Here is a 22,666-nt window from a genome sequence, read left to right on the forward strand (position 1 = left end):
TGCCAAATGTATCAGATAATGATACATTGATTGGGTGATCAGAACGTTTCGGGACAAAACGACTGAGGCAGTCTTCGACGGAGAAAGTCCCAAAGGCTTTCCAGCCGATCTCGTGAAGGTTGCACGCCGGAAACTGCGTTATCTGCACGCTGCCGGCGAGCTCGGCGATCTAAGGGCGCCGCCCGGCAACCGTCTGGAGGCCCTGAGCGGCAATCGCAAGGGACAGCACTCGATCAGGATCAATGATCAGTTCCGAGTGTGCTTCATCTGGACACCGCAAGGGCCCGTCGAGGTCGAGATTGTGGACTATCACTAGGGAACGCGACAATGGCCAAAAAACTCAAGCCCATGCACCCCGGTGAGGTTCTACGGGAGGAGTTTCTAGTCCCACTGAACATGTCCGCTGGCGCGCTCGCCAAGACGTGCGGCTTGCCGCGCACGCGCATCGAGCGGATCGCGAATGAGCAGACCGGAATCACCGCCGACACCGCGCTTCGACTGGCCAAGGCGCTCGGCACAACGGCCGAACTCTGGCTCAATCTTCAGAATGATTATGACATCCAGATCGCGAAGCGCGATCTCGGCAAGGCACTTGACCGCATCGAGACCGTGAACAGGCCGCAAGCGGCTGAATGACGGCCCAACTAAGCCGACCTTCTCACCGCGTTGTCCACCAGCGTCTTGCCGAGCGACCAGATCGCACCGGGCACCTTGTGGCTGCCGGCGATGACGTCGTCGAAGGCGCGCTCGATCCAGCCGCAGTCTTCCTCGGTGATGGTGAGCGGCGGCAGCAGCTTGATGGTGTGGCTGCCGTGGCCGGCGACCTGCGTCAGGATCTTGTGATCCTTGAACAGCGGCACGGTGATGAGCTGGCAGAACAGGCCCTTGTTGGCGGCCTCCAGCACGTTCCAGGACGCCCGCAGGCGCAGCGACTTCGGCGGGCCGAACTCAACGCCGATCATCAGGCCCTTGCCGCGCACTTCCTTCATCAGCTCGTAGCCGGGCACCATGCGCGTCAGCGCAAGACGCAGCTCGGCGCCGCGCTTGGCGGCGGACTCGATCAGCTTCTCGGACTCCATGACATCGAGCGTGGCGATGCCCGCGGCCATCGCCAGATCGTTCTTGGAGAAGGTGGAGCCGTGCACCACCGCGCGATCCATCTGGTTGAAGATCTTGTCGAAGATGCCCTTGCGCGTCAGCACCGCGCCGACCGGCACGTGGCCGCCCGACAGCGACTTCGACAGCAGCACCATGTCGGGCTCGACATTCCAGTGCTCGACCGCGAGGAAGCGGCCGGTGCGGCCCATGCCGGTCTGGATCTCGTCGGCGACGAACAGCGTGCCGTATTTCTTGCAGAGCGCGGCCGCACCGGGCAGGAACTCGTCGGTGGGCATGTTGACGCCCTTGCCCTGGATCGGCTCGACGACGAAGGCCGCGACCTCGCGCGAGGCCAGCGCCTTTTCGAGCGCGGCGAGATCGTTGAAGGGGACCGGGGTGCAACCGGGCAGCAGCGGCTCGAAACCGGTGCGGAAGTTCGAGTCACCCGTCAGCGACAGCGCGCCATAGGTCAGGCCGTGATAGCCGTGGGCGCAATAGACGATGCCGGGACGGCCGGTGGCGCCACGTGCGAACTTGATCGCGGCCTCGACGCATTCCGCCCCGGAATTGGCGAAGAACGCCTTGTCGAGATAGGGAACGTATTTCAGGAGGCGCTCGGCGAGCACGCCGGCGAGCGTCGAGACATCGAACTGGACGAGGTTGGGCAGGTCGGCATCGAGCACGCTCTTGAGCGCATCGCGCATGACCGGATGATTGCGCCCGATCGCAAACACGCCAAAGCCGGACAACAGGTCGAGATAGCGCGCCCCGTCGCGGTCGTAGAGGTACTGCCCCTGCCCCTTCTGGAAGCCGACGTCGTAGCCGATGGTCTTGAGAACCCGAACGAACTGCTCGTTCAGATACCGATTATGCAGGGCACTGCGCTGGGCCTGACGGTCCGCGAACAGTTGAGACATGTCTGGATTTGGGCTGTGCATCCGCTACATACTTCGGTTGAGGGCCGTCTCGTCAACTGGAAACGGACCGTTACAGAAAACGGTCTGTGCGGCCTTTTGCCCTTTTTCGGACCATCTTCGCAAGCACAGCTTTAAACCATGTTGCACTGCCAAGGAACACTCATGCGTTTGGCCCTTTACACCGGAATTATACTGGCTGGCGGTTACGCCTGCCTGACTCCTGCTCTCGCCGCCGACCCCACCGGCGACTGGCGGGTCGCCGACGGCGTCGCCAACATCCGTGTCGCCCAATGCAATGGCAGCATGTGGGGCGCGGTTTCCTGGGAAAAGCAGCCTGGCGGCCGTGACGAGAACAACCCGGATGTCTCGAAACAGAACAGGCCGACGCTGGGCATGGCGACCCTGATCGACATGAAGAAGAAGCCCGGCGTCGATCAGTGGGAAGGACAGGTCTACAACGCGAAAGATGGCCAGCTCTACAGCGCGACCATCACTCCGGCCGGTACCGACCAGCTTGAGATCAAGGGCTGCGTGATGGGCTTCCTCTGCGGCGGCGAAACCTGGACCCGGGTCGGACCGCCGATCCCCTTGAGCCCCGCCAACGCCATGGCCAAGGGCGCGCCGAAGCCCACCGGCGCGGCGCCGAAAGCCCAAGGCACTGCACCACCCCAAGGCACGGCGCCCCAAGGCACGACGGGCGCCACAGCGCCTGCGCCCGCGCCGGCCCCGAAAACCGCCACGACGGCCAAGCCCGGTCAGAAGGGCGCCGCCGACCCCGTCGGCGACATCTGCCTACTCCCTGAGATTGCGGGGCTTGCCCATTAGGGCCGGCTGGAACAGCAGCACGGCGGCGAGCGTCGTCACCAGTGAGAGCGCCAGCAGCTTGCCCATGCTGGACGTGCCGGGATGGCTCGACAGCCACAGGCTGCCGAACGCCGTCGCCGTCGTCAGCGCGCTGAAGAAGATCGCGCGTGTCAGGCTGGTCTGAAGCAGGTTTGTTCTGCCCGAGCGCCAGGCCACGACATAGTAGATCTTGAAGGCAACGCCGACGCCGAGCAGCAGCGGGAACGCGACGATGTTGGCGAAGTTGAGCGGCAGGCCGATCAGCACGCAGATCTCGAGCGTGACCGCGCCGGCAACCAGGAGCGGCACCAGCGTCATCAGCACGTCCACGAACCGGCGGAGCGTGATCCACAGCAGAAGGCCGATCACCAGCAGCGCGTAGACGCCGGCGTGGATGAACGCCTTCACCACGGTGTCGCCGGATTTCAGGATCGAGACCGGCCCGCCGATCGCGGTCGGCTCGGCAACGAGCACCGCCGCCGCAAATCTGCGCAGGGTGTCGTTGTCGTTGGGATCGCCCTTGGGCAGCGCCTCGACGCGGATGATGCCGTCCTTGCTCTTCCAGGCGCTGACCAGATCGGGCGGCAATGACTTCAGGGTGACCGGCTCGGCCTGCATCGCGTTCCTGAGCTGGTCGAACACGATCTTCATCGGCGTGACGAACACGTCCTGCGCCTTGTTGCGCATGGCCTCGTCGGCATTGGCGAGCTTCTCGAGCGCGTCCGCAAGGCGGCGCGAGGCGACCGCGCCCGGCCCCTTCGCATCGCCGGCGGTCCGGCGCAGATTGTCGACCGAGGATTTCAGCGCATCGACGTTCTCCTTGTCCGACGGCGCGGCATCGATCTGGTCGGGATTGAGCGCGGGGTTCAGCACCTTGGCGCCCTGTGCGATCAGCTTCAGCTTCGGCTGCTGGTCTTGCGGCACGAAGCTGTCGAGCGACATCACGCGCAGCACCTCCGGCACCTTCTCCAGCTTCGCCTCGACCTGCCGTGCCTGCTCCTCGGACGTCGTCATCACGTTGATGGCATTGGCACCGGTGTTGGGATCCTTGCGCAGGTCGAGGAAGGTCGCGATCGATTCGGCCTTCGGGTTGCGCAGGTTCATCGGGTTGAAGTCGAACTTCATGAAATAGAGCAGCGGCAAGCCGGCGAGCGCGAGCAGCAGCGTGCCCCCCACCACCAGCACACGATGCTTCTCCAGGAAGTGATCGAGCGGCGCCAGGAAGGCGTAGCCCACGGGCTCCTTCTCGCCGGGTGGGTTGAGCAGCTTCAGCATTGCCGGCAGAACGGTGATCGAAGAGAGGAAAGCCACCAGCATGCCGACGCCGGCGATCTGGCCGAGCTCCGCGATGCCTTGATAGTCCGTAGGCATGAAGCAAAGGAAGCCTGCCGCGGTCGCCATCGCCGCAAGCGACAGCGGCACCGCAGAGCGCTTCGCTGCCAGCACCAGCGCACCCGAAAGGTCGTTGTGCTTGTAGCGCTCCGAGCGGTAGCGGACGCTGTACTGGATGCCGAAATCGACGCCGAGGCCGACGAACAGCACCGCGAACGCGATCGACAGCAAATTGAACGATCCGACCATCATCAGGCCGGCGGCGGTCGTGATGGCAAGGCCGACGAAGAGATTGACGAACACCGCGAAGATGATCTTCGCCGAGTGCAGCGCCAGCCACAGGATCAGCAGCACGACGAGGACGGTGCCGACGCCGTTGACGACGGCGCCTTCCTGGACGGTGGCATATTCCTCATTGGCGATCGGCACCGGGCCGGTCAGTCGCACCCGCGCCTGGTATTTGGTCGCGAAATCCAGATCCGCCGCAGCCTTGCGGATCGCGTCGGTAGCGCCCTTGCCGGGCTCCAGCGCGTTGTAGTCGAGGATCGGCTTGAACTCGATGAAGGCGCGCTTGTCGGAATCCGACAGCGGCTCGTCGCTGACGAGTTCGCGCCACGAGAAGCTCGCATTGCCCTTGTTGAGCACGGTCTCGACCGTCTGCGCGATCAGGTTGAAAGGCCGCGCGGTATTGTCGAGCTTGACCTGGCCGCGCTTGACGCCGGCAAGTCCCGTCTCCAGCGCGCCGGTCAGGCCGCGGATCGAGGGGTCGCCCGCCATGATCTCGATCAGGGGCGCCGCCGATTCGAACTCGCCGGTGACCTTGGCGACCTCCTCGGTCGGCAGGAACAAGAGGCCGTTCTTCTCGAAGAACTCGCCGGTGCCGAGCTGCTGCATCGACTGGAAGTTGGTCTTGTCGTCCTTCAGCTTGGCAAACAGCGCGTCCGATGCCGCGGTCGCCATTTCCGGCGTCTTTGCCTCGACCACTGCCGTAATCGTCGCGTCGCGGTCGAAGGCGCGGTCGAATTGCTGGTCGCGCTGGCGCCAGTCCAGATTCTGGGCAATCAGCGAGTTGATGTCGGTGTTGATGGCGAAGTGCTTGGACGTGTAATAGCCGGCCCCCACCGCAAGCAGGAGCCCGAGAACGACGACGAGGGAGGCAAACCGGGTACAGGCCCTGACGATGGCAACGACTACGCTTTGCAGCACATCTTTTCTTTCTGGTGTTAACAGCTTGCCGAAAACGCCCGCTGTTTATCGGAGTTCCCGGGCGAAACCTATTGCTGTTTTAAGTGGCTCTCGCCGCAAGAAGGTTCGAGGTAAACGGCGCGGACCGTGGCAAAATCATGCGGGGCGGTCGGTATAGCCGGGGAGTTGAGGCGGGAAAGTGACGAAGGGGTGAGCACAAATGTCGCCATTTTGCTCATGGCAATTTCCATACTATAATACCGCGCGATTGAGCCGGCGGGGAACCAAAGGTCTGTCGACCTTTCCTTTCTGCCGATTTTTTGACACAAAGTATTGCGCCTCCATGCGCCGGAGCCCCGACGGGGGTGGGTGGCTACCGCGTGCGCGAAACCAATGGTGCGGATATTGCAACTCATTGGTCAGTATCGAGGTGCCGCCGGGAACTTTGAAGCGGATTGGTGCAACTTGCGTGATGGGCGTCCTATGGAAGTTTATCTAGCGCAACCGCGCGGTTTCTGCGCGGGCGTGGTGCGGGCGATCGAGATCGTGGAACGGGCGCTGGAGAAGTTCGGCCCGCCCGTCTACGTGCGCCACGAGATCGTGCACAACAAATACGTGGTCGAGAGCCTGAAGAACAAGGGCGCCATCTTCGTCGAGGAGCTGTCCGAGGTTCCGCCGAAGGCGGTGACCGTTTTCAGCGCCCATGGCGTCGCCCGCAGCGTCGAGGAAGAGGCCGCCGCGCGCGACCTTCCGGTGCTCAATGCCACCTGCCCCCTGGTCACGAAAGTTCACAATCAGGGGAAGCGCTATATCACCAAGGGCCGCACCCTGATCCTGATCGGCCATGCCGGCCACCCCGAGGTCGAGGGCACGATGGGCCAGGTTCCCGCCCCCGTGCTGCTTGTTCAAAGCGTTGAAGAGGTTAACGCCCTCACGCTGCCGGCGGATACGCCAGTGGCCTACATCACCCAGACCACCCTGTCGGTGGACGACACCAGGGACATCATTTCGGCCCTTCAGGCCCGCTTTACAGATATTCAAGGCCCGGATATCCGGGATATCTGCTATGCGACACAGAACCGCCAATCTGCGGTAAGGGACTTGAGCAAGCTGGTCGACGTGATCTTGGTGGTGGGCGCTGCCAATAGCTCGAACTCGAACCGGCTCCGCGAAATCGGCACTGAAGCCGGTGTCGCGAGTTATTTGATTGCCGACGGCAGCGAGCTCAATCCGGAGTGGTTGAAAGATGCCAGGACCGTCGGCGTCACGGCCGGCGCCTCGGCGCCCGAGGTACTCGTGGATGACGTGATCGAAGCGATGCGGCGGATCGGACCAGTCAAGGTCCAGGTGCTGCCGGGCCGCGAGGAAAACATCGAATTCCGGCTTCCGGCCGAACTGGCTGCGAGCTGACCCACCCGAATTTCAAGCCCAGAAAGAAACGTGTAATGGCTATCCCCTTCTTCAAGGAAATGCGTATCGGCGGCTATTTGCTCAAGCAGAAACTGCTTGGCCGCAAACGCTATCCGCTCGTGCTGATGCTGGAGCCGCTGTTCCGCTGCAACCTCGCCTGCGTCGGCTGCGGCAAGATCGATTATCCGGATGCGATCCTGAACCGCCGCATGACGGCGCAGGAGTGCTGGGACGCGGCCGACGAATGCGGCGCGCCGATGGTCGCCATTCCCGGCGGCGAGCCGCTGATCCACAAGGAGATCGGCGAGATCGTGCGCGGCCTCGTCGCGCGCAAGAAGTTCGTGTCGCTCTGCACCAACGCGCTGCTGCTCGAGAAGAAGCTCGACCTGTTCGAGCCCTCCCCGTATTTGTTCTTCTCCGTGCATCTCGACGGCCTGAAGGACCATCACGACAAGGCGGTGTCGCAGAAGGGCGTGTTCGACCGCGCCGTCTCCGCGATCAAGGCGGCCAAGGCGCGCGGCTTCACGGTCAACGTCAACGCCACCATCTTCGACGGCCATCCGGCCGAGGAGATCGCGAAGTTCCTCGACCTCACCGTCGAGCTCGGTGTCGGCGTCTCGATGTCGCCGGGCTACGCCTATGAGCGTGCGCCGGACCAGGAGCACTTCCTCAACCGCACCAAGACCAAGAAGCTGTTCCGCGACGTCTTCGCGATGGGCAAGGGCAAGAAGTGGAACTTCATGCATTCCGGCCTGTTCCTCGACTTCCTCGCCGGCAACCAGGAATACGAGTGCACGCCCTGGGGCATGCCCGCGCGCAACATCTTCGGCTGGCAGAAGCCCTGCTATCTGCTCGGTGAAGGCTATGCCAAGACCTTCAAGGAGCTGATGGACACCACCGACTGGGAGACCTACGGCACCGGCAAGTACGAGAAGTGCGCCGACTGTATGGCCCATTGCGGCTACGAGCCGACCGCGGCGACCGCAGCGCTGAACAACCCGCTGAAGGCGATGTGGGTGTCGCTGCGCGGCGTCAAGACCTCTGGCCCGATGGCGCCGGAGATCGACATGAGCAAGCAGCGCCCGGCGCAGTACATCTTCTCGGAGCAGGTCCAGAAGAAGCTCTCCGAGATCCGCAAGGACGAGGCCGCCGCCGCCGAGCAGAAGGCCGCACGGAAGGCCTCGACGGCCGCGTAAAGCGGCAAACAGCACCACGAACAAAAAGGCCCGGTCGCCATCGCGACCGGGCCTTTTCTTTTGTCAGATCGAGACGCTCAGACCGTCTCGGCGACCAGCGCCTCGCTGTCGACCAGCTCGGTGCCGATCAGGAAGTCGCGGCAGCCGCGCAGGGAGCGCAGTGCGCGGTTGAAGTCGATGCCGGTCGAGACCAGCGCATGCAGCGTCGTCGGATTGCGCACGATGCCGCGCAGGACGGCCGCGAGGTCGATCTGGCCGTTCGGCTTGATGGCGGCGCGGGCGAGCGCCGGCAGCGCGCGATGGGCGGGGTCGCTGATGACGCGGACCGCGGCAAAGGGCAACCCGGCCTCGGCGGCATAGGCGGCCGCGATGTGGCTCTCCATGTCGACGGCGGAGGCGCCGGTCTCCGAATGTAGTGCCGCCTTGCAGGACCGCCCGGTGACCACTTCCTCGGCGCCGGCGAGGCTGCCGCGCACCACGCGGCGGCGCCCTGACGTAAGGCGGTCGATCAGGTCGTCGCCGAGCGATAGGCCAGCGGCCCAACGGGTGTCGCCTGACAGCACCTCGGTCGCCAGCACGACGTCGCCGGAGCGCAGCGTCGGGTCGAGCCCGCCGGCCACGCCGAACGATATCACGCCGCGAATCGTCTCAGGATCCACCACGGTCAGGAGCGCCCGCAACTGGGTCGGGCTGCTGGACGAGCAGATGACGGCCATTCCGGGGCCAGCCGCGATGCGGGCCTCCTGAACCAGACCGGTCACAATGAGTATTGGCCGCGGATCAATGGCATTGCCCGCGGTAAGATAGTCCCCCGTCCCCAAAGTCACATTCCGACCCCTACCACCCTGCTGTTGGTGTTCCGCAAGTTCCGGTACCGCGCCAGCGCCCACAGCGGGAAGAACTTCGAGTAACCATGATACCGTAGATAGAATACACGGGGAAAGCCTGTGGCGGTGTACCGCTGCTCGTCCCACAGTCCTTTTTCGTTCTGTGTTGCAATCAGGTACTCCACCCCGCGGGCGACGGCCGGGTGATCAACCTCGCCTACCGCCATCAGGGCAAGCAAGGCCCATGCCGTTTGCGAGGCGGTCGAGGGGGCGGCTTCCCAGCCCTTGTAGTCCAGCCGGTAGCTGACGGCGTCCTCGCCCCAGCCCCCGTCCTTGTTCTGGATCGAGGCCAGCCAGTCGGCGGCTTTCCGAATCATGGGGTCGTCGTGGCGGACGCCGGCCATGTTCAGGGCGCAAAGCACCGACCAGGTTCCATAGATGAAGTTCATGCCCCAGCGGCCGTACCAGGACCCTTCCGGGTGCTGGGTCTTGCGGAGGTAGGCGACCCCGTCGGCCACGTGCTTGCTGGTCTTGGCGGTCTCGCCGAGCTGGGCCAGCATCGAGACGCAGCGCGCGGTGACGTCCTCGGTCGGCGGATCTAGCAGCGCGCCATGGTCCGAGAACGGGATGTTGTTCAGGTAATATTCGAGGTTGTTGACGTCGAAGGCGGCCCAGCCGCCGTCGTCGCTCTGCATCCCCTCGATCCACTCCCGGCCGCGGTCGATCGCGGAATCATAGCTAGTTGCACCGTGCTCCCGTCGCATCCGGTCCATCGACATCACCACGACCGCGGTGTCGTCGAGATCAGGGTAATAGGCATTGTTGTACTGGAACGCCCAGCCGCCCGGGCGGACGTCGGGCCGCTTCACGGCCCAGTCGCCCTTCACCTCGAGCTCCTGCTTCGGGATCAGCCAGTCGAGGCCTTGCTTCGCCGCAGGCACCGCCTTGTCGCCGCCGGCTTCCAGCAGCGCGTGGGCAGTCAGCGTCGTATCCCACACCGGCGAGACACAGGGCTGGCAATAGGCCTCGTCGTCGCCGATCACGAGCAGCTTGTCGATGCCCCGGCGCGTGACCGCGCGCGGCGGATAGTTCTCGTCCTTGCCGAGCGCGTCGTACATCATGACGAGGTTGGCCATCGGCGGATAGATCGCGCCCATGCCGTCCTCGCCGTTGAGCCGCTCCTCGCTGAAGGCGAGCGCGGTGTCGATGGCGCGCTTGCGCAGGCTCTTCGGAAACAGCGGCTCGATGACGCGCAAGATCGCATCGAGCGAACGGAACAGCAGGAACCAGGCCATGCTCTGGTGCGGCGCCTTCGCGGTCATGCCGATCGAGCGCGGATCCTGGAGAAACAGCTCGTCGATGCCGACGCCCTTCGGATTCTTCGCGCGCGGCTTCAGCGCGGCGATCACCATCAGCGGCACCATGGTGGTGCGCGCCCAGTAGGAGATCTTGTTGATGTGGAACGGCGACCAGAACGGCAGCAGCATGATCTCGATCGGCAGCACCGGCACCGCGCGCCAGGTCACGATGCCGAACATCGCGAGCATGAAGCGCGTGAAGACGTTGCTGTGAATAGCGCCGCCGCGGGCGTGGATCGCCTCGCGCGCACGCACCATGTGCGGGGCGTCGATGGAATCCCCGATCATCTTCAGCGCGAAGTACGCCTTCACGCTGGCGCTCATGTCGAACTCGCCGTCATGCACGAGCGGCCAGCCGCCATGGGCGCCCTGCACGCGACGGAGATAATTGCCGATCTTGGCCTCGAGCACGGTGTCGACCGGCTCGGCGAGATAGTGGCGCAACAGAACGTATTCGGCCGGAATCGTGCAGTCGGCCTCGAGCTCGAACACCCAATGGCCGTCGGATTGCTGGAAGCCGAGGACGCCTTGCGTGGCGGACGCAATGCTCGATTCCAAGATCTTCGATTCCAAGATCTTCGATTCCGAGATCTTGGATTCCTGGGCTTCGCGGGCGGTCGCGTTCAAGGAATCCATCTGGCTCGATTACTCCGATAGTTGATTTGAATTGACCGGGACAAATTCCCGTCAGGGCCGCTGTGCGGCCAGCACTAGATCGGCGGCGCGATCACCGGACCGGACCGATCCCTCGATGGTTGCAGGCAATCCCGTAGCAGTCCAGTCGCCGGCGAGGAACAGGTTTTTCAGCGCGGTGACCGGCCCCGGACGCAGGGCATTCTGCGCCGGCGTGGCGGCAAAGGTGGCGCGCCGCTCGCGCACGATCTGCCAGGGAGGCAGCTCGCCGGAAACGCCGCCTGCCTCGCAGACGTCGTTCCAGATCGCTTGCGCGAGTTCCTCGCGCGGCATGTCGACGAGACGGTCGCCGTTGCTGATGGTCACCGAAAGCCGGTTCGGGAACGCGAACAGCCATTCCACGATGCCGCCGATCACGCCCAGGATCGGCGGCGAACCCGGCGGCGGCTCAAAACGGAAATGTGCATTCACGATGGCGCGGAATTCGGTCGGCGTCTTCAGGCCCGGCAGCAGGCTGGCGGCGGCACGCGGCGGCACCGCCATCACGACGACATCGCCGTCGGCGAGCTGGATCACGTCCTCGCCGCCGAAATTCAGCGCGCCGGCCTTGCCGTCACTGGTCACGAACGCGCGCAGCTCATGGCCGAGCTGAACCGAGTGGCCGCGCTCCTGCAAGAACTTCACGGCGGGCTCGATCAGCACGGCGCTAAGGCCGTCGCGCGCGATCAAGGGACGGCAAGCCTGTCCGCCGGCAAGCAGCGTCTCGCGCACGATCGCGCCGGCGAGCCCGGCCGAGCCCTCGGGCGGATCGACGTTGAGCGCGGCGAGCAGCAGCGGCTGCACCAGGCGCTGATAGAGCACGCCTTCGCAAGGAATGGACTTGCCGACCAGCGTCTCCTCCGAGGCCCAGATCAGCGGCGCCAGCTTGAGATAGTCGGTGAGGCCTGTGTCTGGAACGCGGCGGCTTTCGTCGAGCACCCAGGTCGGCAGCCGGCCGGTGCCGAGATCGATCTGCCAGCGCTGCCCGGTCTTGATATCGACGAAGGGAAACTGCGCGCTTTCAGGGCCGACCAGGCCCGCCTCGGTCCCGATCGAGCGCGCATAGGCGCGCGCATGGCTGTTGCCCGACAGCAGCAGATGATTGCCGTTGTCGATGGTGAGGTTGGTTGCGCCGTCGAAATAAGAACGGCAGCGGCCGCCGGCCTGGTGCGTCGCCTCGTGCACGGCGACCTTGAAGCCGGCATTGGCGAGCCGCACGGCGGCGGAGAGGCCGGAAATTCCAGCGCCGATGATGTGAGCTGTGTTTTGCATCAGATGAAAGCGTAACGGAGCAGGATCAGGATGCGTGTGACCTTCGACACACGCACCGGCTCGCGCGGCGCGTTGAAGCCGCGCGCGATCAGGAGGTCCAGAATGGAATGATAGTATTTCGACATGATCCGCGGCGCACGCACGGTGCGGCGCTTGTTGCGGTTCATGATCTCGTCCGACTTCTCGAAATGCACCTTCGCACGCTGCGCCAGCGGCAGGCAGACCTTCGGCAGCGCGCGTTCGGCGATGACGCGATTCGGGTCGTTGGAGGTGATGCCGGCATGCAGCAGCGCTTCGCGCGGCAGATAGAGCCGGCCGAGGCCGGCGTCCTCGTCGATGTCGCGCAGGATGTTGGTAAGCTGGAGCGCGCGGCCGAGATGATAGGCGAGTTGGATGCCGTCCTCTTCGGGCAGGCCGAACACCCGCACCGACAGCCGCCCCACGGCGCTGGCGACCCGATCGCAATAGAGATCGAGCGTCGCCATGTCGGGCGCGCGGATGTCCTGCGGCACGTCCATCTCCATGCCGTCGACGATGGCCAGGAAATCCTCGCGCTTGAGCCCGAAGGTCTTCACCGAGGCGACGTAGTCCTTCAGCCGCGGCGGCGGATTGCCCTGATAGAGCGCGTCGATATCGGTGCGCCACGCCTGAAGCGCAGCGAGCCGCTCCTCGCGCGGGCCGTCGGAATCGGCGATGTCGTCGACCTGCCGGCAGAAGCTGTAGATCTGGAACATCGCTTCGCGCTGGTCATGCGGCAGGATGCGCATCGCGGCGTAGAACGAGCTGCCGGATGCGGTCGAGCCATAACTGGCGCCGGGCGAGGTCGCCTCAAGCGTCATGTGCAGTCCCCGGTCTGGAAATGGCCTTGCGTCCGATCGCGCGGCGGCCGACTTCGCCGATCATGCCGGCGAGGCTGAAGGTGAGGAGCTCGAACTTGTTGAGATGCACGCGCTCGCGCAGGGGATCGCGCACCTTGAGCAGGCGCACGATGCGGTCGGCATAGGCCTGGATCACCGCGACGTCGATGCCGAGGCGGAAATCCCGGATCTCCGCAGCTAGCGACCTGCCCTCGTCCAGCAGCGCTTCGTTGCGCGCGGCGAGCGACTGCAGGCAGGCCAGCATCGCCGGCGGCGACTGGGCAAGGCCGAGCTGCTCGACCGAGGCGCCGCTCGCGGCCAGCGCATCGCGCGGCAGATAGACGCGGTTGAGCTCGCGAAAATCCTTGCCGCAATCCTGGAGGTGGTTGTTGATCTGGAGCGCCGCGCAAAGCGCGTCCGACGCGGCCCAGGTCGAGGTGCTCTCGCCGTGGACGTCGAGCATGAAACGGCCGACCGGCATCGCCGAGTAACGGCAATAGTGGATCACCTCGTCCCAGTTCTCGTAGCGCAGCTTGGTGACGTCCATGCGGAAGGCGATGAGCACGTCGAGCGCGTGGCGCGGCGCCATGCCGCGCTCGGCGAGCGCGCGCCGCAAGACGACGGCTTCGGCCTGGGTGTCGCCCTTGCCGAGCAGTTCCGCCTCGAGCAGGTCGAGATAGGCGAGCTTCTGGTCGCCTGGCAGCGTCGCGTGGTCGGCGATGTCGTCGGCAGTACGGACGAAATTGTAATACGCCAGGATCAGCGCGCGATGACGCGGATGAATGATCCAGGACGCGACGGGAAAATTCTCGTCGCGGTCACCCTTGCCGGATCGCAATTCGCTCGCAGAGGTCATCGAGGGCTGGTTTACAATCGTTTGGACAGGAAGAGCTTTTTCGCTCGCGCGGGCTCGTGCCGGCGATGCCGCCGCGGCCCCCATATAGGGGAATACGGCCGCAAAACCAATCCTGTCTCTCGAAGGCTGCCCTGCGGATCCGGCCTGAAAAAGGCGGCCCCGGGGCCGCCCTTGTGGGCCAGTGGCCGAGCTTACTGGTTGTGGTTCTTCAGAACTTGGTCGCAGGCCTGCGAGATCTTGGTCCGGTTCTCCTTCAGGCAGGCCAGGATGGTGAAATCGCCCTGATCGATGACCGGACGGCAGAACTTCTGCACATCGCGCGTGCAGGCCTTCTGCTCGGAGTCCGTGCCACGCCCTTGCTGGGCAAATGCCGCCGTGGAAAGGGACGCCGACAGCAGGGTGAGAGCGACGAGAAGCTTACGCATTGTATTCCTTCATTCTGACGGCAGAATCGCAACAATCCCGGACAGCACAGGGCGGACGACCGGAACGGAATGTTCTGATGGCAAGTCGCCGCGGAGCGTGCGGCCTCGGAGAAGGCACAAGCACTGGCAAATGCGGCCAAATTGGCGCCACACCCACCAAATCAGGTCTTCCCTGCGCCTTCATTGGCAGATCTAAGAGGTTGATACTACGTCATAATTCAGGCGGCCCGCATTTTACTGCACGCCTGTTGCAGAGCTGCATCGCTCACCCCCTCCGTTTCGGCCGGAAACATGCCGAAACATGGGAAATCGCAGCCGCCGGGCATGGCGCAGGGCGTCGCGAACCGCCATCTCTGGCGGCCAGGCTTTGAACCTGACACGGGCTCGAAGCACTAAACCTTCGATGTGGCGAGACGTCCCGATCTTGAGCGGACGTCGTTCCAAAACGGGATATTTGTGATGAAATTCTTTGGGCGATCTGGACTGGCAATCAAGGCGGCCGGCATCGGGGCTGCGCTGCTCTTCTCGGTTTCGGCAAGCCACGCACAGTCGTCCGGACCGTTTGCCGGTTTTGACGGCGCGTGGACCGGCACCGGCACGGTGTCGCTGTCCGACGGCTCCACCGAGCGCATCCGCTGCAAGGCCGACTACAAGGTCGCCGGCAGCGGTCTCAACCTGAAGCAGGCGCTGCACTGCGCGTCCGACAGCTACAAGTTCGACCTCACCAGCGACGTGACGAGCCAGGGCGACCGCATCTCCGGCAACTGGAGCGAGGCCAGCCGCAACATCTTCGGCAATCTCCAGGGCACCGCCGGCGGCGGCCAGATCGAGGTGTTCGTCGAGGCCAACGGCTTCGCCGCCAACCTGTCGCTGCGCACCAACGGCACCAAGCAGACGGTGCAGATCAGCTCCAAGGGCGAGATCCGCGGCGTCAACATCACGATGACGAAGGGCTGACGCTCTTCCCGCATCGAGAGAAACACGCCCCCGGTTCTCGCGAGCCGGGGGCTTTTTGCTGACATTGTTGCGGATATGGAGCCAATTCGCAGACATCTGCTCAAGGCCGCCGGCCTTTTCGTCGCCAGTCGCGCCTTCGCAAATGACCAGCAGGGAACGAGCATGCAGCCTTCATCCGTGAAGCCACGTCACGTGCTCTGCTTCCTCGGCAAGGACGACAGCCTGCTGCAGCCACCGAAGGCGGTGGCCAGGACGATCGCGGATTTCAACTTCGAGATCGACCGCACGTATTCGCAAGCCAAGCCCGATCCGCACATGGAGCGGTCGTTCGGCGTGTGCTGGGACCGTGTCTTTCCCAATGCATGGTCTGCCGCCGACGAAGCAGCCGTGGCCAACCACAAATCGGTGCTCTACGTGCTGAGCCCGCCGATGGACCAGCAGAAGACGGTCGCCTATTCGGCAGCGGCCTTGCGCATCGTCGAGGAGATGATCGAGGCCAGTGCCACCGCCGTGAAGGGCGAAAGCGCAGGCGTTGCCCACGGGCTTGCGCGATGGCGCAGTCTCGCCGATCAGGCACGCACGGGCGCAAAGACCAGCGAGGGCCTCGGCATGACGCTCGCCCTCGCGAAGGCCTGTCGTCTTGCCTTCGCCAAGCGCCCGCTCGGCGGCGATCGCTATTACGAGACCGTCGGCTATCACCTCCTCGGTTTGCCGGAGGTCTATGTCGCGAAATCGCGCGGCAACGAATGGTCCGCGGTGATGCTCATGGAGGAGATCCCAAACGCGATGGCCGAGCGCGGCATCGACGCGACGCTGCGCGATCGCAAGCTTACGCTCTCGCGGGAACAGGACTACGCCGAGGACGACTTCAAGTTCAACCCGTACGGCATCATCCGCATCGAAGCCTGAGCACAGGGCAGCGTTCGCCGCCCCGCGCTTAGATCGCGCGCTTGTCCGCGCCCTGAAGCTTGGCGTGCAGGTTGATCAGCCACATCGCCGTCGGCCGCAGGATGAAGAGGTCGGCGACGAGGGCCATGACCATCGAGAAGGCGCTGAGCCAGCCGAACAGCCGCAGCGACGGCAGGTCGGAGAACACGGTGACGACGAGGCCGCAGGCCAGCACCACCGTGGTCAGGATCAAGGCCGGTCCGACCAGCACGGTCGCCCGCTCCACCGCGAGCGCCGAGCCGACGCCCGGCTTGCTCTCCAGCCTCAAGCGATTGAGGAAGTGGATGGTGGCGCTCAATCCCAGGCCGAACGAGACTGTGAGCGCGACGACGCTGGCGAATTGCAGCCCCTCGCCCATCGCCCACAGCACCGTCCCCGACATCACGACAGGGAAGATGCCCGGCAGGATGCAGGCGAACATCACCACCCAGGAGCGGAAGGCGAGGCCGATGAAGATCGCGACCAGTGCGAATTCGACGGTGAGCCCGCGGTTCAGCTTCTCGATCATGCTGGCGGAATTGCGCGCCGCGATGGCGGCAAGGCCCGTCACCGCGACCTCGTAGCCGGGATGCTTCTTGCGGACGGCGTCGAGCTCGGAATCGAGCTTGTCCACGATCGGCAGGAGTTGGCTGGAATCCTTGTCCGGCACGCGGCCTGCGACCACGACCGCATCCTGCTCGGCGTCGATGAACCGCCGCACCAGATGCTCGGGAATGACGCCGATATATTCCTTCAGCGTCGCAACGTCGGCGCTGCCGGCCTTTTCCGCGAGCCAGCGGCGCAGGGTCTCGACCGACCAGACGTTGCCGACACCGGCCGCCTTCTCCACGGTCGCATGCACGTCGGCGATCGTCTGCAGCGTCTCCGGCGAATAGAGCGATTCACCCTTGGGGAACTGGACCAGCACGTTGACCGGGTTGGCGCCGGTGAGCTTGGCGTCGAGCCGGTCGCTGGCGGCGACCGCCTGGCGCTTGTCCGGCACCTGGTCGGCAAGCCGGTAGCGGGGCTCCAGATTGGCGTAGATGACGCCGAGGCCGCCGACGAACAGCACCGCGATCAGGCTGAACAGGCCTGGCCGGCCGACCATGCGCACCGCGATCCAGTAGCAGAAATTGCGTAGCGCCTGGACGCCGGCGTCCGCCCCCTGGAACTTGACCGCGAAGACCTTCTCGTTGCGCACGAACAGCACGCCGAACACCGGCACCAGCGACAGCACCGCGACCAGCGCGATGATGGTGGCGGCGAGCCCCGCCTCGCCGAACTTGCGGATCAGGTCGGAGCTGGAGAACTGGAGCGCGATGAAGGAAATACCGGCGGTGCCGTGCGTCAGCACGCAGGCGGGTCCCACCACGAGCACGGCGTTCTTGAACGCGGTGAACTTGTCCTGGCCCGCGATCAGCCTGTCGCGCGCGGCGAAAGTCAGCTGCATCGAGTCCGAGAAGCTGATGACCATGATGAGCGGCGTCATCACGTTCAGGAACATGTTGAGATTGAAGTTCGCCCAGCCCAGCGCGCCGAGCGCCAGCAGGATCGCGATCATCGGCGGGAACGCCGCCGCGATCATGAACGAGATCTTGCGGAAGAAGATGATGGCGATGACGCAGCCGGCGAGAATGCCGAGGATGTTGTAGGTCAGCCCGTCGCGCTCGACCGCGTTGCGGATCTCGAGCTGCATCACCGGCACGCCGGAGAGCTGCACGTTGAGCCCGGTGTCGCCGAGATCCTCCTTCATCAGCGCGCGGATGTCGGCGACGGTCTTGGTCAGCTTGCTGGAGGCGACCACCTCCGGATCGAGCGACAGCACGATCAGGGCCAGCGTGCCGTCCTCCGACAACAGCTTGCCGCGGATGATCTCGTTGTTCTTGACGGTTTCGATGAACTTGTCATAGGCCGCGCCCTCGGGCAACTCGGGCGGGAACAGCGCCGCCGGCAGCTTGCCCGGCGCCGGCGCCTGACGCGCCGAGAACAGCGAGACGAGGCCACGCGTGCCCTCGACCAGTTGCATGTCGGTGATGAAGTCGCGCAGCTTCTCGAGGTTGTTCCGAGCCAGGAGGTTCTTGCCTTCGACCACGACGAGGACGTCGAACTCCTCGGCCGGAAACTTCTTCGTCACCTCTTCGTACTGGTGGAATTCGCGGGTGTCGGAGCGGAACAACTGCGACAGCGAATCGTCGATCTTGATCCGGTGGATGCCGAATACGGCGCCCACGATCAGGACGAGCAGGACGATGCAGGAGACGATCGGCGCCCGGACGGCGATCAGCCCGATGCGCTCCAACCCGAAGGCGATGGAGGACGCGGGTCCCTGCTCGACCTTGTCGACATGAACCTCACTCTCGCTGTGCTTTTCGAGCATGCCTTATCCAGTTCCTAAATCGGCTCGATCTGTGAGCTTATTGCGCTCCGCGAACGGCTTGAAAACGCCATACCAATGGGAGGCTTGCCCCTTGAAAATGCGCGGAAAATCGCCGCGAGGGGTTTAGCAGGTCCATAGCCTCCCTCGCAAGCAGGCGAAGTGTGGCCAAATCGATCAAGATGTAGCGATTTTGCCGGAATGCCCGTTATTCGGGCAAGGACGTGCCAATTCGACGCGGCGCCCGGTCCGCGCTCTCGTCTTTCAGCGCGACGCCGGTGACCTCCCTTGCCAGCCCCTCCCGGAGGAGCCAGGCGATCTTGAAGGCGGCCTCGTCATTGCTCAACCCAGCGTGGTGGATGTTCGACACGCAATTGCGCTCGGCATCGGTGCGGCCCGGCGTCGGCGCGAAGGTCAGATAGGCGCCGAGGCTGTCGGGCGCGGACAGGCCGGGTCGCTCGCCGATCAGCGTCACGACCATGCGCGCGCCGAGAATGGCGCCGATCTGGTCGCCGAGCGCGACGCGCGCGCCGGAGGCGACGACAACATGGCCGAGCGCGACAGCATCGTCGGCTGCGAGCAGCGGCAGCAGGCGCGTCACCAGCGCCACCGCATGGGCGTGGACCGCCGCCGCCGACAGGCCGTCGCCGATCACGATCGCAAGCTGGCATGGCCTTGAGGCAATTCGCGCCAGAGCCTCGATTGAGCCGGCATCAAGCTGCCGCCCCAGATCCGGCCGCCGCAGATAGTCCCTGCGGTCGGCCGCCTGGCTCCTCGCCTCGGTGACGGCGAGGCCGAGCGCACCGAGATCCGCGAGCAGCCGCGGTACGTCGAAGACTGCATGCACGGCATCGCGGGCCCGGGCGTGGTCCAGCGTGAAGTCGAGCAGCGCGCGTGTCGGCACGCTTGCGCCGCTGCGGCCGAGCGCAACGCGCGCAGGCGTGAACGACCGCAGATCGAGAGTCGGGCGGCGCGGGACGGCCGGATCAGACATGTTGCGTCATTCGGCGGGAACGGAAGCCTCGCGCAGCCGGATCGAATAGTTCGAGGCGTTCTGCTTGCCGCTGGAGGCCGCGCGGGCAAAGGTGATGAGATGGTGCGCGATCAGGGTGCAGCCGATCAGGCCTTCGAGGTCGCCGCGCTTGATGCGACCCAACGCGAACTTCCAGAACACGCGCCTGTAGTCGCCGAGCACGCCGACCTTCCAGAAGATGTTGCGCAGCATGACGAGACCGCGCCTGATGTTGGGCCAGGTCTTCATCTCGTCCGCCACCGGCATCTTGAGACGATGAGGATAAACGTGGTCGCATTGATACTGGAAGCGCGCGAACACCTTCTCGGGCTCGTAGGCGACGCCCATGGCGTGCTTCCAGGATGCGACGACGTCGTCATAGGGCAACAGGAAGTCGACGTTGGAATCGCGGCCGTCGTCCTCGATCAGGCGCCCTTCCCGCTCCAGACGGTCCCACAGCGGCGTCTTCGGCAGCGCCTGGAGCAGGTTGATCGTGAGCAGCGGAATCCGGGACTCCTCGACAAAGGCGAGCAGCGCCTCCGAAGTGTTCGGCTTGTCGGTGTCGAGCCCCATGATGATGCCGGACACCACCTCCATGCCGTAGGAGTTGATGGTGCGCACGCCCTCCAGGATCGGGACCATCATGTTGTGGTCCTTGTGCATCGCCTTCAGCGCATCGGGATCGGGCGTCTCGATTCCGCAGAAGATGGTGATGAAATAGGCCTCGCGCATCTTCTCCAGGATCTCGGGGCGCTTGGCGATGTTGAGCGTCGCCTCGCAGGCGAGCCGCACCACGTAGCCGGTCTTCTTCTGCCATTCGATCAGATGCGGCAGCAGGTCCATCGCCGCCTTGCGATTGCCGATGAAATTGTCGTCGACGAAATAGACCGTGTCGGTCATGCCGCATTCGCGCAGGCGATCGAGCTCGGCGATGATCTGCTCCGGCGACTTGATGCGCGGGTTGCGGCCGTAGAGGCCGGGGATGTCGCAGAACTCGCACTGATAGGGACAGCCGCTTGAATACTGGATGCTGCCGAGGAAGTATTTCTTCACGTCGGCAAGCTCGTAGGCCGGGATCGGAAACTCCGTCATCGGCACCCGGTCCTTGGTGGTCAGCACCACCTGGGTCTCGGGGCGCGAGATGTCGCGCGACAGAATCTCGATCAGCTGGTTGGTGGCGTCGCCGAGCTCGCCGACATGCAGATAGTCGAAGGACGGATAATAATCCGGGCAGGCGCTGACGGAGGGCCCGCCGAGCGCAACCGGGAGGTCGAATTCATGGGCGCGGCGGCAGATGTCGTTCATCTGCTGGCGCTGGATGTGCATGCCGCTGACGAAGACGACTTCCGCCCAGCCGAACTCCTCTTTCGTGGTGCGGCGCAGGTTCTCGTCGACGAACTTGACCTGCCAGTCCTCGGGCAGATAGGCCGCGAGCAGCAAAAGCCCCTGCGGCGGCATGAAGGCGCGGACGCCGTCGGTCAGCGGATAGGAATGCTCGAACGTACCGAACGACGACGTGTAACGCGGAAACACGCAAAGAATCCGCCGCGACGTACCGTTGCTTTCAGCTCGCATCAAAGCTCCCCCGCCACGCTCGACCTGGTTGCGGAAATTGCCAGCCAGACACATAGCGTAATGCTGTCGCCGGAATTTCTCAATATTGTGGCGTGAGCTTAATTCCGAGAGCGGCCAATGGTTTCCGGGGGCGAGCTGGCGCCTCCCTCACCTCAGGCGATCAGCCGGGAGGCAAAATCGGGCAGCAGGCCTGCATCGCCGGCAAGGCGGAAATCGGCGCCCACGATGCCCGACTGCGCCAGCCAGTCGTCGAATTCCGGCGCGCGGCGCAAACCGAAGACGTCGCGGACATAGAGCGCGTCGTGAAAAGACGTCGACTGGTAATTCAGCATGACGTCGTCGGCGCCGGGGACGCCCATGATGAAGGTGACGCCGGCGGCGGCGAGCAGCGTCAGCAGGTTGTCCATGTCGTCCTGGTCCGCCTCGGCGTGGTTGGTGTAGCAGATGTCGACCCCGAGCGGCAGGCCGAGCAGCTTGCCGCAGAAATGGTCCTCCAGCCCCGCCCGGATGATTTCCTTGCCGTCGTAGAGATATTCCGGGCCGATGAAGCCGACCACGCTGTTGACCAGCAGCGGGGCATAGGCGCGTGCGACCGCATAGGCGCGCGCCTCGCAGGTCTGCTGGTCGACGCCCTGATGGGCATTGGCGGACAGCGCCGAGCCCTGGCCGGTCTCGAAATACATCACGTTCTGCCCGACCGTGCCGCGCCGCTGCGACAGCCCGGCCTCCTGCGCCTCCCGGAGCAAGGCGAGATCGACGCCAAAGCTACGGTTGGCGGCCTCGGTGCCGGCGACCGACTGGAAGACGAGGTCGACCGGCACGCCCTGCCCGATCAGCGACAGCGTCGTCGTGACATGGGTGAGCACGCAGCCTTGCGTCGGAATCTTCAGCCGCGCGATGATCTCGTCGAGCAGGCGCAGCAATTGGGCGATGACGGTCGGGTCGTCGCTGGCGGGATTGATGCCGATGCAGGCATCGCCGGCCCCCAGCAGGATGCCGTCGAGGATCGAGGCGGTGATGCCCCTCGCGTCGTCGAACGGATGGTTGGGCTGGAGCCGCGTGCTCATCCGCCCCTTCAGCCCGATGGTATTGCGGAAGGCGGTGGTCACCTCGCATTTCCGCGCCGCCAGGATCAAATCCTGGTTGCGCATCAGTTTCGAGACCGCGGCCGCCATTTCCGGCGTGATACCGGGGGCGAGCTTGCGCAGGATCTCGGGCGTCGCCGCGTCCGACAGCAGCCAGTCGCGGAAGGCGCCGACCGTGAGCGAGGCCACCGGCGCAAAGGCCCTTGCGTCATGGCTGTCGATGACGAGGCGGGTGACCTCGTCGGTCTCGTAGGGGATGAGCGCTTCCTGCAAGAACTGTCCGAGCGGAACATCCGCGAGCGCCATCCGCGCCGCGATCATCTGCTCGGCGCTGGCAGCGGCAATTCCGGCCAGCCGGTCGCCGGAGCGCGGCGGCGTCGCCTTGGCGAGCAGGTCGCGCAGATCCGGGAAGGCATAGGTCGTGGCGTCGATGGTATGGCGGTAGACCAAGGTCCCCTCCGGGGTTCGTCGGCCAAAGGCCGACTCCA

At 64.7% G+C, this 22,666-nt stretch carries 19 protein-coding genes; 7 read left to right on the forward strand and 12 right to left on the reverse strand.

Annotation, left to right across the window (positions count from 1 at the left end):
• Positions 1-34 precede the first annotated feature (34 nt).
• Positions 35-316, forward strand: coding sequence for a type II toxin-antitoxin system RelE/ParE family toxin (locus EI171_RS32975; RefSeq protein WP_011085796.1), 282 nt, complete (start codon positions 35-37; stop codon positions 314-316).
• A gap of 11 nt (positions 317-327) precedes the next feature.
• Complete coding sequence (locus EI171_RS32980) at positions 328-636, forward strand: HigA family addiction module antitoxin (RefSeq protein WP_011085795.1); 309 nt, start codon at positions 328-330, stop codon at positions 634-636.
• Between the two features lie 8 nt (positions 637-644).
• Here EI171_RS32980 and hpnO read toward each other — a convergent pair whose 3' ends face one another.
• Positions 645-2,036 (reverse strand): aminobacteriohopanetriol synthase HpnO, encoded by a 1,392-nt coding sequence (gene hpnO, locus EI171_RS32985; RefSeq protein ID WP_011085794.1) that lies wholly within the window; start codon positions 2,034-2,036, stop codon positions 645-647.
• 141 nt (positions 2,037-2,177) lie between these two features.
• Between hpnO and EI171_RS32990 the strand changes: the two genes are divergently transcribed.
• Positions 2,178-2,840, forward strand: a complete 663-nt coding sequence (locus EI171_RS32990; protein ID WP_028172324.1) for a DUF2147 domain-containing protein — start codon at positions 2,178-2,180, stop codon at positions 2,838-2,840.
• Here the strand turns inward: EI171_RS32990 and EI171_RS32995 are convergent.
• On the reverse strand, positions 2,808-5,396 hold the full coding sequence (locus EI171_RS32995) for an MMPL family transporter (protein ID WP_011085792.1): 2,589 nt from the start codon (positions 5,394-5,396) through the stop codon (positions 2,808-2,810). The genes EI171_RS32990 and EI171_RS32995 overlap by 33 nt on opposite strands.
• 462 nt (positions 5,397-5,858) lie before the next feature.
• Between EI171_RS32995 and ispH the strand changes: the two genes are divergently transcribed.
• Entirely contained in the window at positions 5,859-6,785 is a 927-nt protein-coding gene (gene ispH / locus EI171_RS33000; protein WP_011085791.1) for a 4-hydroxy-3-methylbut-2-enyl diphosphate reductase, read from the forward strand.
• A 35-nt stretch (positions 6,786-6,820) separates the two neighbouring features.
• Complete coding sequence (hpnH, locus tag EI171_RS33005; RefSeq protein WP_028172325.1) at positions 6,821-7,981, forward strand: adenosyl-hopene transferase HpnH; 1,161 nt, start codon at positions 6,821-6,823, stop codon at positions 7,979-7,981.
• A 77-nt stretch (positions 7,982-8,058) separates the two neighbouring features.
• Here hpnH and EI171_RS33010 read toward each other — a convergent pair whose 3' ends face one another.
• The 6 genes from EI171_RS33010 to EI171_RS33035 all read right to left on the reverse strand — a co-directional run bounded on the left by EI171_RS33010 (position 8,059) and on the right by EI171_RS33035 (position 14,248).
• Positions 8,059-8,808 (reverse strand): phosphorylase, encoded by a 750-nt coding sequence (locus tag EI171_RS33010; RefSeq protein ID WP_028172326.1) that lies wholly within the window; start codon positions 8,806-8,808, stop codon positions 8,059-8,061.
• The gene (shc, locus tag EI171_RS33015) at positions 8,805-10,802 is read right to left on the reverse strand and encodes a squalene--hopene cyclase (protein WP_161535803.1); all 1,998 of its coding nucleotides are present in this window, start codon (positions 10,800-10,802) and stop codon (positions 8,805-8,807) included. The genes EI171_RS33010 and shc overlap by 4 nt, the downstream gene beginning before the upstream one ends.
• 51 nt (positions 10,803-10,853) lie before the next feature.
• A complete protein-coding gene (hpnE, locus tag EI171_RS33020; RefSeq protein ID WP_161535804.1) occupies positions 10,854-12,110 on the reverse strand; it encodes a hydroxysqualene dehydroxylase HpnE in 1,257 nt (418 codons plus the stop codon).
• Positions 12,110-12,949: a presqualene diphosphate synthase HpnD gene (gene hpnD / locus EI171_RS33025; RefSeq protein ID WP_011085786.1), complete on the reverse strand. Its 840-nt coding sequence runs from the start codon at positions 12,947-12,949 to the stop codon at positions 12,110-12,112. The genes hpnE and hpnD overlap by 1 nt, the downstream gene beginning before the upstream one ends.
• Positions 12,939-13,823 carry a squalene synthase HpnC gene (hpnC, locus tag EI171_RS33030; RefSeq protein ID WP_060911136.1) on the reverse strand — a complete coding sequence of 295 codons (885 nt, stop codon included), beginning with the start codon at positions 13,821-13,823 and terminating at the stop codon, positions 12,939-12,941. The genes hpnD and hpnC overlap by 11 nt, the downstream gene beginning before the upstream one ends.
• Positions 13,824-14,014: 191 nt before the next feature.
• Entirely contained in the window at positions 14,015-14,248 is a 234-nt protein-coding gene (locus tag EI171_RS33035; protein ID WP_028172330.1) for a hypothetical protein, read from the reverse strand.
• Positions 14,249-14,707: 459 nt separating this feature from the next.
• Here EI171_RS33035 and EI171_RS33040 point away from each other — a divergent pair, with 459 nt between their 5' ends.
• Both EI171_RS33040 and EI171_RS33045 read left to right on the forward strand, forming a co-directional pair.
• A complete protein-coding gene (locus EI171_RS33040) occupies positions 14,708-15,205 on the forward strand; it encodes a hypothetical protein (RefSeq protein ID WP_027544089.1) in 498 nt (165 codons plus the stop codon).
• 75 nt (positions 15,206-15,280) lie between these two features.
• Positions 15,281-16,114 (forward strand): hypothetical protein, encoded by an 834-nt coding sequence (locus EI171_RS33045; RefSeq protein ID WP_161535805.1) that lies wholly within the window; start codon positions 15,281-15,283, stop codon positions 16,112-16,114.
• 28 nt (positions 16,115-16,142) lie between these two features.
• Here EI171_RS33045 and EI171_RS33050 read toward each other — a convergent pair whose 3' ends face one another.
• From EI171_RS33050 to EI171_RS33065, 4 genes are all read right to left on the reverse strand, one after another.
• On the reverse strand, positions 16,143-18,509 hold the full coding sequence (locus EI171_RS33050; RefSeq protein ID WP_011085781.1) for an RND family transporter: 2,367 nt from the start codon (positions 18,507-18,509) through the stop codon (positions 16,143-16,145).
• Between the two features lie 205 nt (positions 18,510-18,714).
• The gene (eutC, locus tag EI171_RS33055; protein ID WP_161535806.1) at positions 18,715-19,500 is read right to left on the reverse strand and encodes an ethanolamine ammonia-lyase subunit EutC; all 786 of its coding nucleotides are present in this window, start codon (positions 19,498-19,500) and stop codon (positions 18,715-18,717) included.
• A 6-nt stretch (positions 19,501-19,506) separates the two neighbouring features.
• Complete coding sequence (locus EI171_RS33060; RefSeq protein ID WP_028172333.1) at positions 19,507-21,093, reverse strand: B12-binding domain-containing radical SAM protein; 1,587 nt, start codon at positions 21,091-21,093, stop codon at positions 19,507-19,509.
• Between the two features lie 152 nt (positions 21,094-21,245).
• A complete protein-coding gene (locus EI171_RS33065; RefSeq protein WP_161535807.1) occupies positions 21,246-22,628 on the reverse strand; it encodes an ethanolamine ammonia-lyase subunit EutB in 1,383 nt (460 codons plus the stop codon).
• Positions 22,629-22,666 lie beyond the last annotated feature (38 nt).

The organism is Bradyrhizobium sp. LCT2 (assembly GCF_009931255.1).
GTDB lineage: Bacteria > Pseudomonadota > Alphaproteobacteria > Rhizobiales > Xanthobacteraceae > Bradyrhizobium > Bradyrhizobium diazoefficiens.

What these genes read in the sequence shown, in the direction of transcription:
- hpnE (WP_161535804.1), bottom strand. Translation starts at nt 12,110, where the DNA reads ATGCAAAACACAGCTCACATCATCGGCGCTGGAATTTCCGGCCTCTCC.
- hpnH (WP_028172325.1), top strand. Translation starts at nt 6,821, where the DNA reads ATGGCTATCCCCTTCTTCAAGGAAATGCGTATCGGCGGCTATTTGCTC.
- EI171_RS32990 (WP_028172324.1), top strand. Translation starts at nt 2,178, where the DNA reads ATGCGTTTGGCCCTTTACACCGGAATTATACTGGCTGGCGGTTACGCC.
- EI171_RS33040 (WP_027544089.1), top strand. Translation starts at nt 14,708, where the DNA reads ATGAAATTCTTTGGGCGATCTGGACTGGCAATCAAGGCGGCCGGCATC.
- eutC (WP_161535806.1), bottom strand. Translation starts at nt 19,500, where the DNA reads ATGTCTGATCCGGCCGTCCCGCGCCGCCCGACTCTCGATCTGCGGTCG.
- EI171_RS33035 (WP_028172330.1), bottom strand. Translation starts at nt 14,248, where the DNA reads ATGCGTAAGCTTCTCGTCGCTCTCACCCTGCTGTCGGCGTCCCTTTCC.
- EI171_RS33045 (WP_161535805.1), top strand. Translation starts at nt 15,281, where the DNA reads ATGGAGCCAATTCGCAGACATCTGCTCAAGGCCGCCGGCCTTTTCGTC.
- ispH (WP_011085791.1), top strand. Translation starts at nt 5,859, where the DNA reads ATGGAAGTTTATCTAGCGCAACCGCGCGGTTTCTGCGCGGGCGTGGTG.
- EI171_RS32980 (WP_011085795.1), top strand. Translation starts at nt 328, where the DNA reads ATGGCCAAAAAACTCAAGCCCATGCACCCCGGTGAGGTTCTACGGGAG.
- hpnO (WP_011085794.1), bottom strand. Translation starts at nt 2,036, where the DNA reads ATGCACAGCCCAAATCCAGACATGTCTCAACTGTTCGCGGACCGTCAG.
- hpnD (WP_011085786.1), bottom strand. Translation starts at nt 12,949, where the DNA reads ATGACGCTTGAGGCGACCTCGCCCGGCGCCAGTTATGGCTCGACCGCA.
- EI171_RS33060 (WP_028172333.1), bottom strand. Translation starts at nt 21,093, where the DNA reads ATGCGAGCTGAAAGCAACGGTACGTCGCGGCGGATTCTTTGCGTGTTT.
- hpnC (WP_060911136.1), bottom strand. Translation starts at nt 13,823, where the DNA reads ATGACCTCTGCGAGCGAATTGCGATCCGGCAAGGGTGACCGCGACGAG.
- shc (WP_161535803.1), bottom strand. Translation starts at nt 10,802, where the DNA reads ATGGATTCCTTGAACGCGACCGCCCGCGAAGCCCAGGAATCCAAGATC.
- EI171_RS33050 (WP_011085781.1), bottom strand. Translation starts at nt 18,509, where the DNA reads ATGCTCGAAAAGCACAGCGAGAGTGAGGTTCATGTCGACAAGGTCGAG.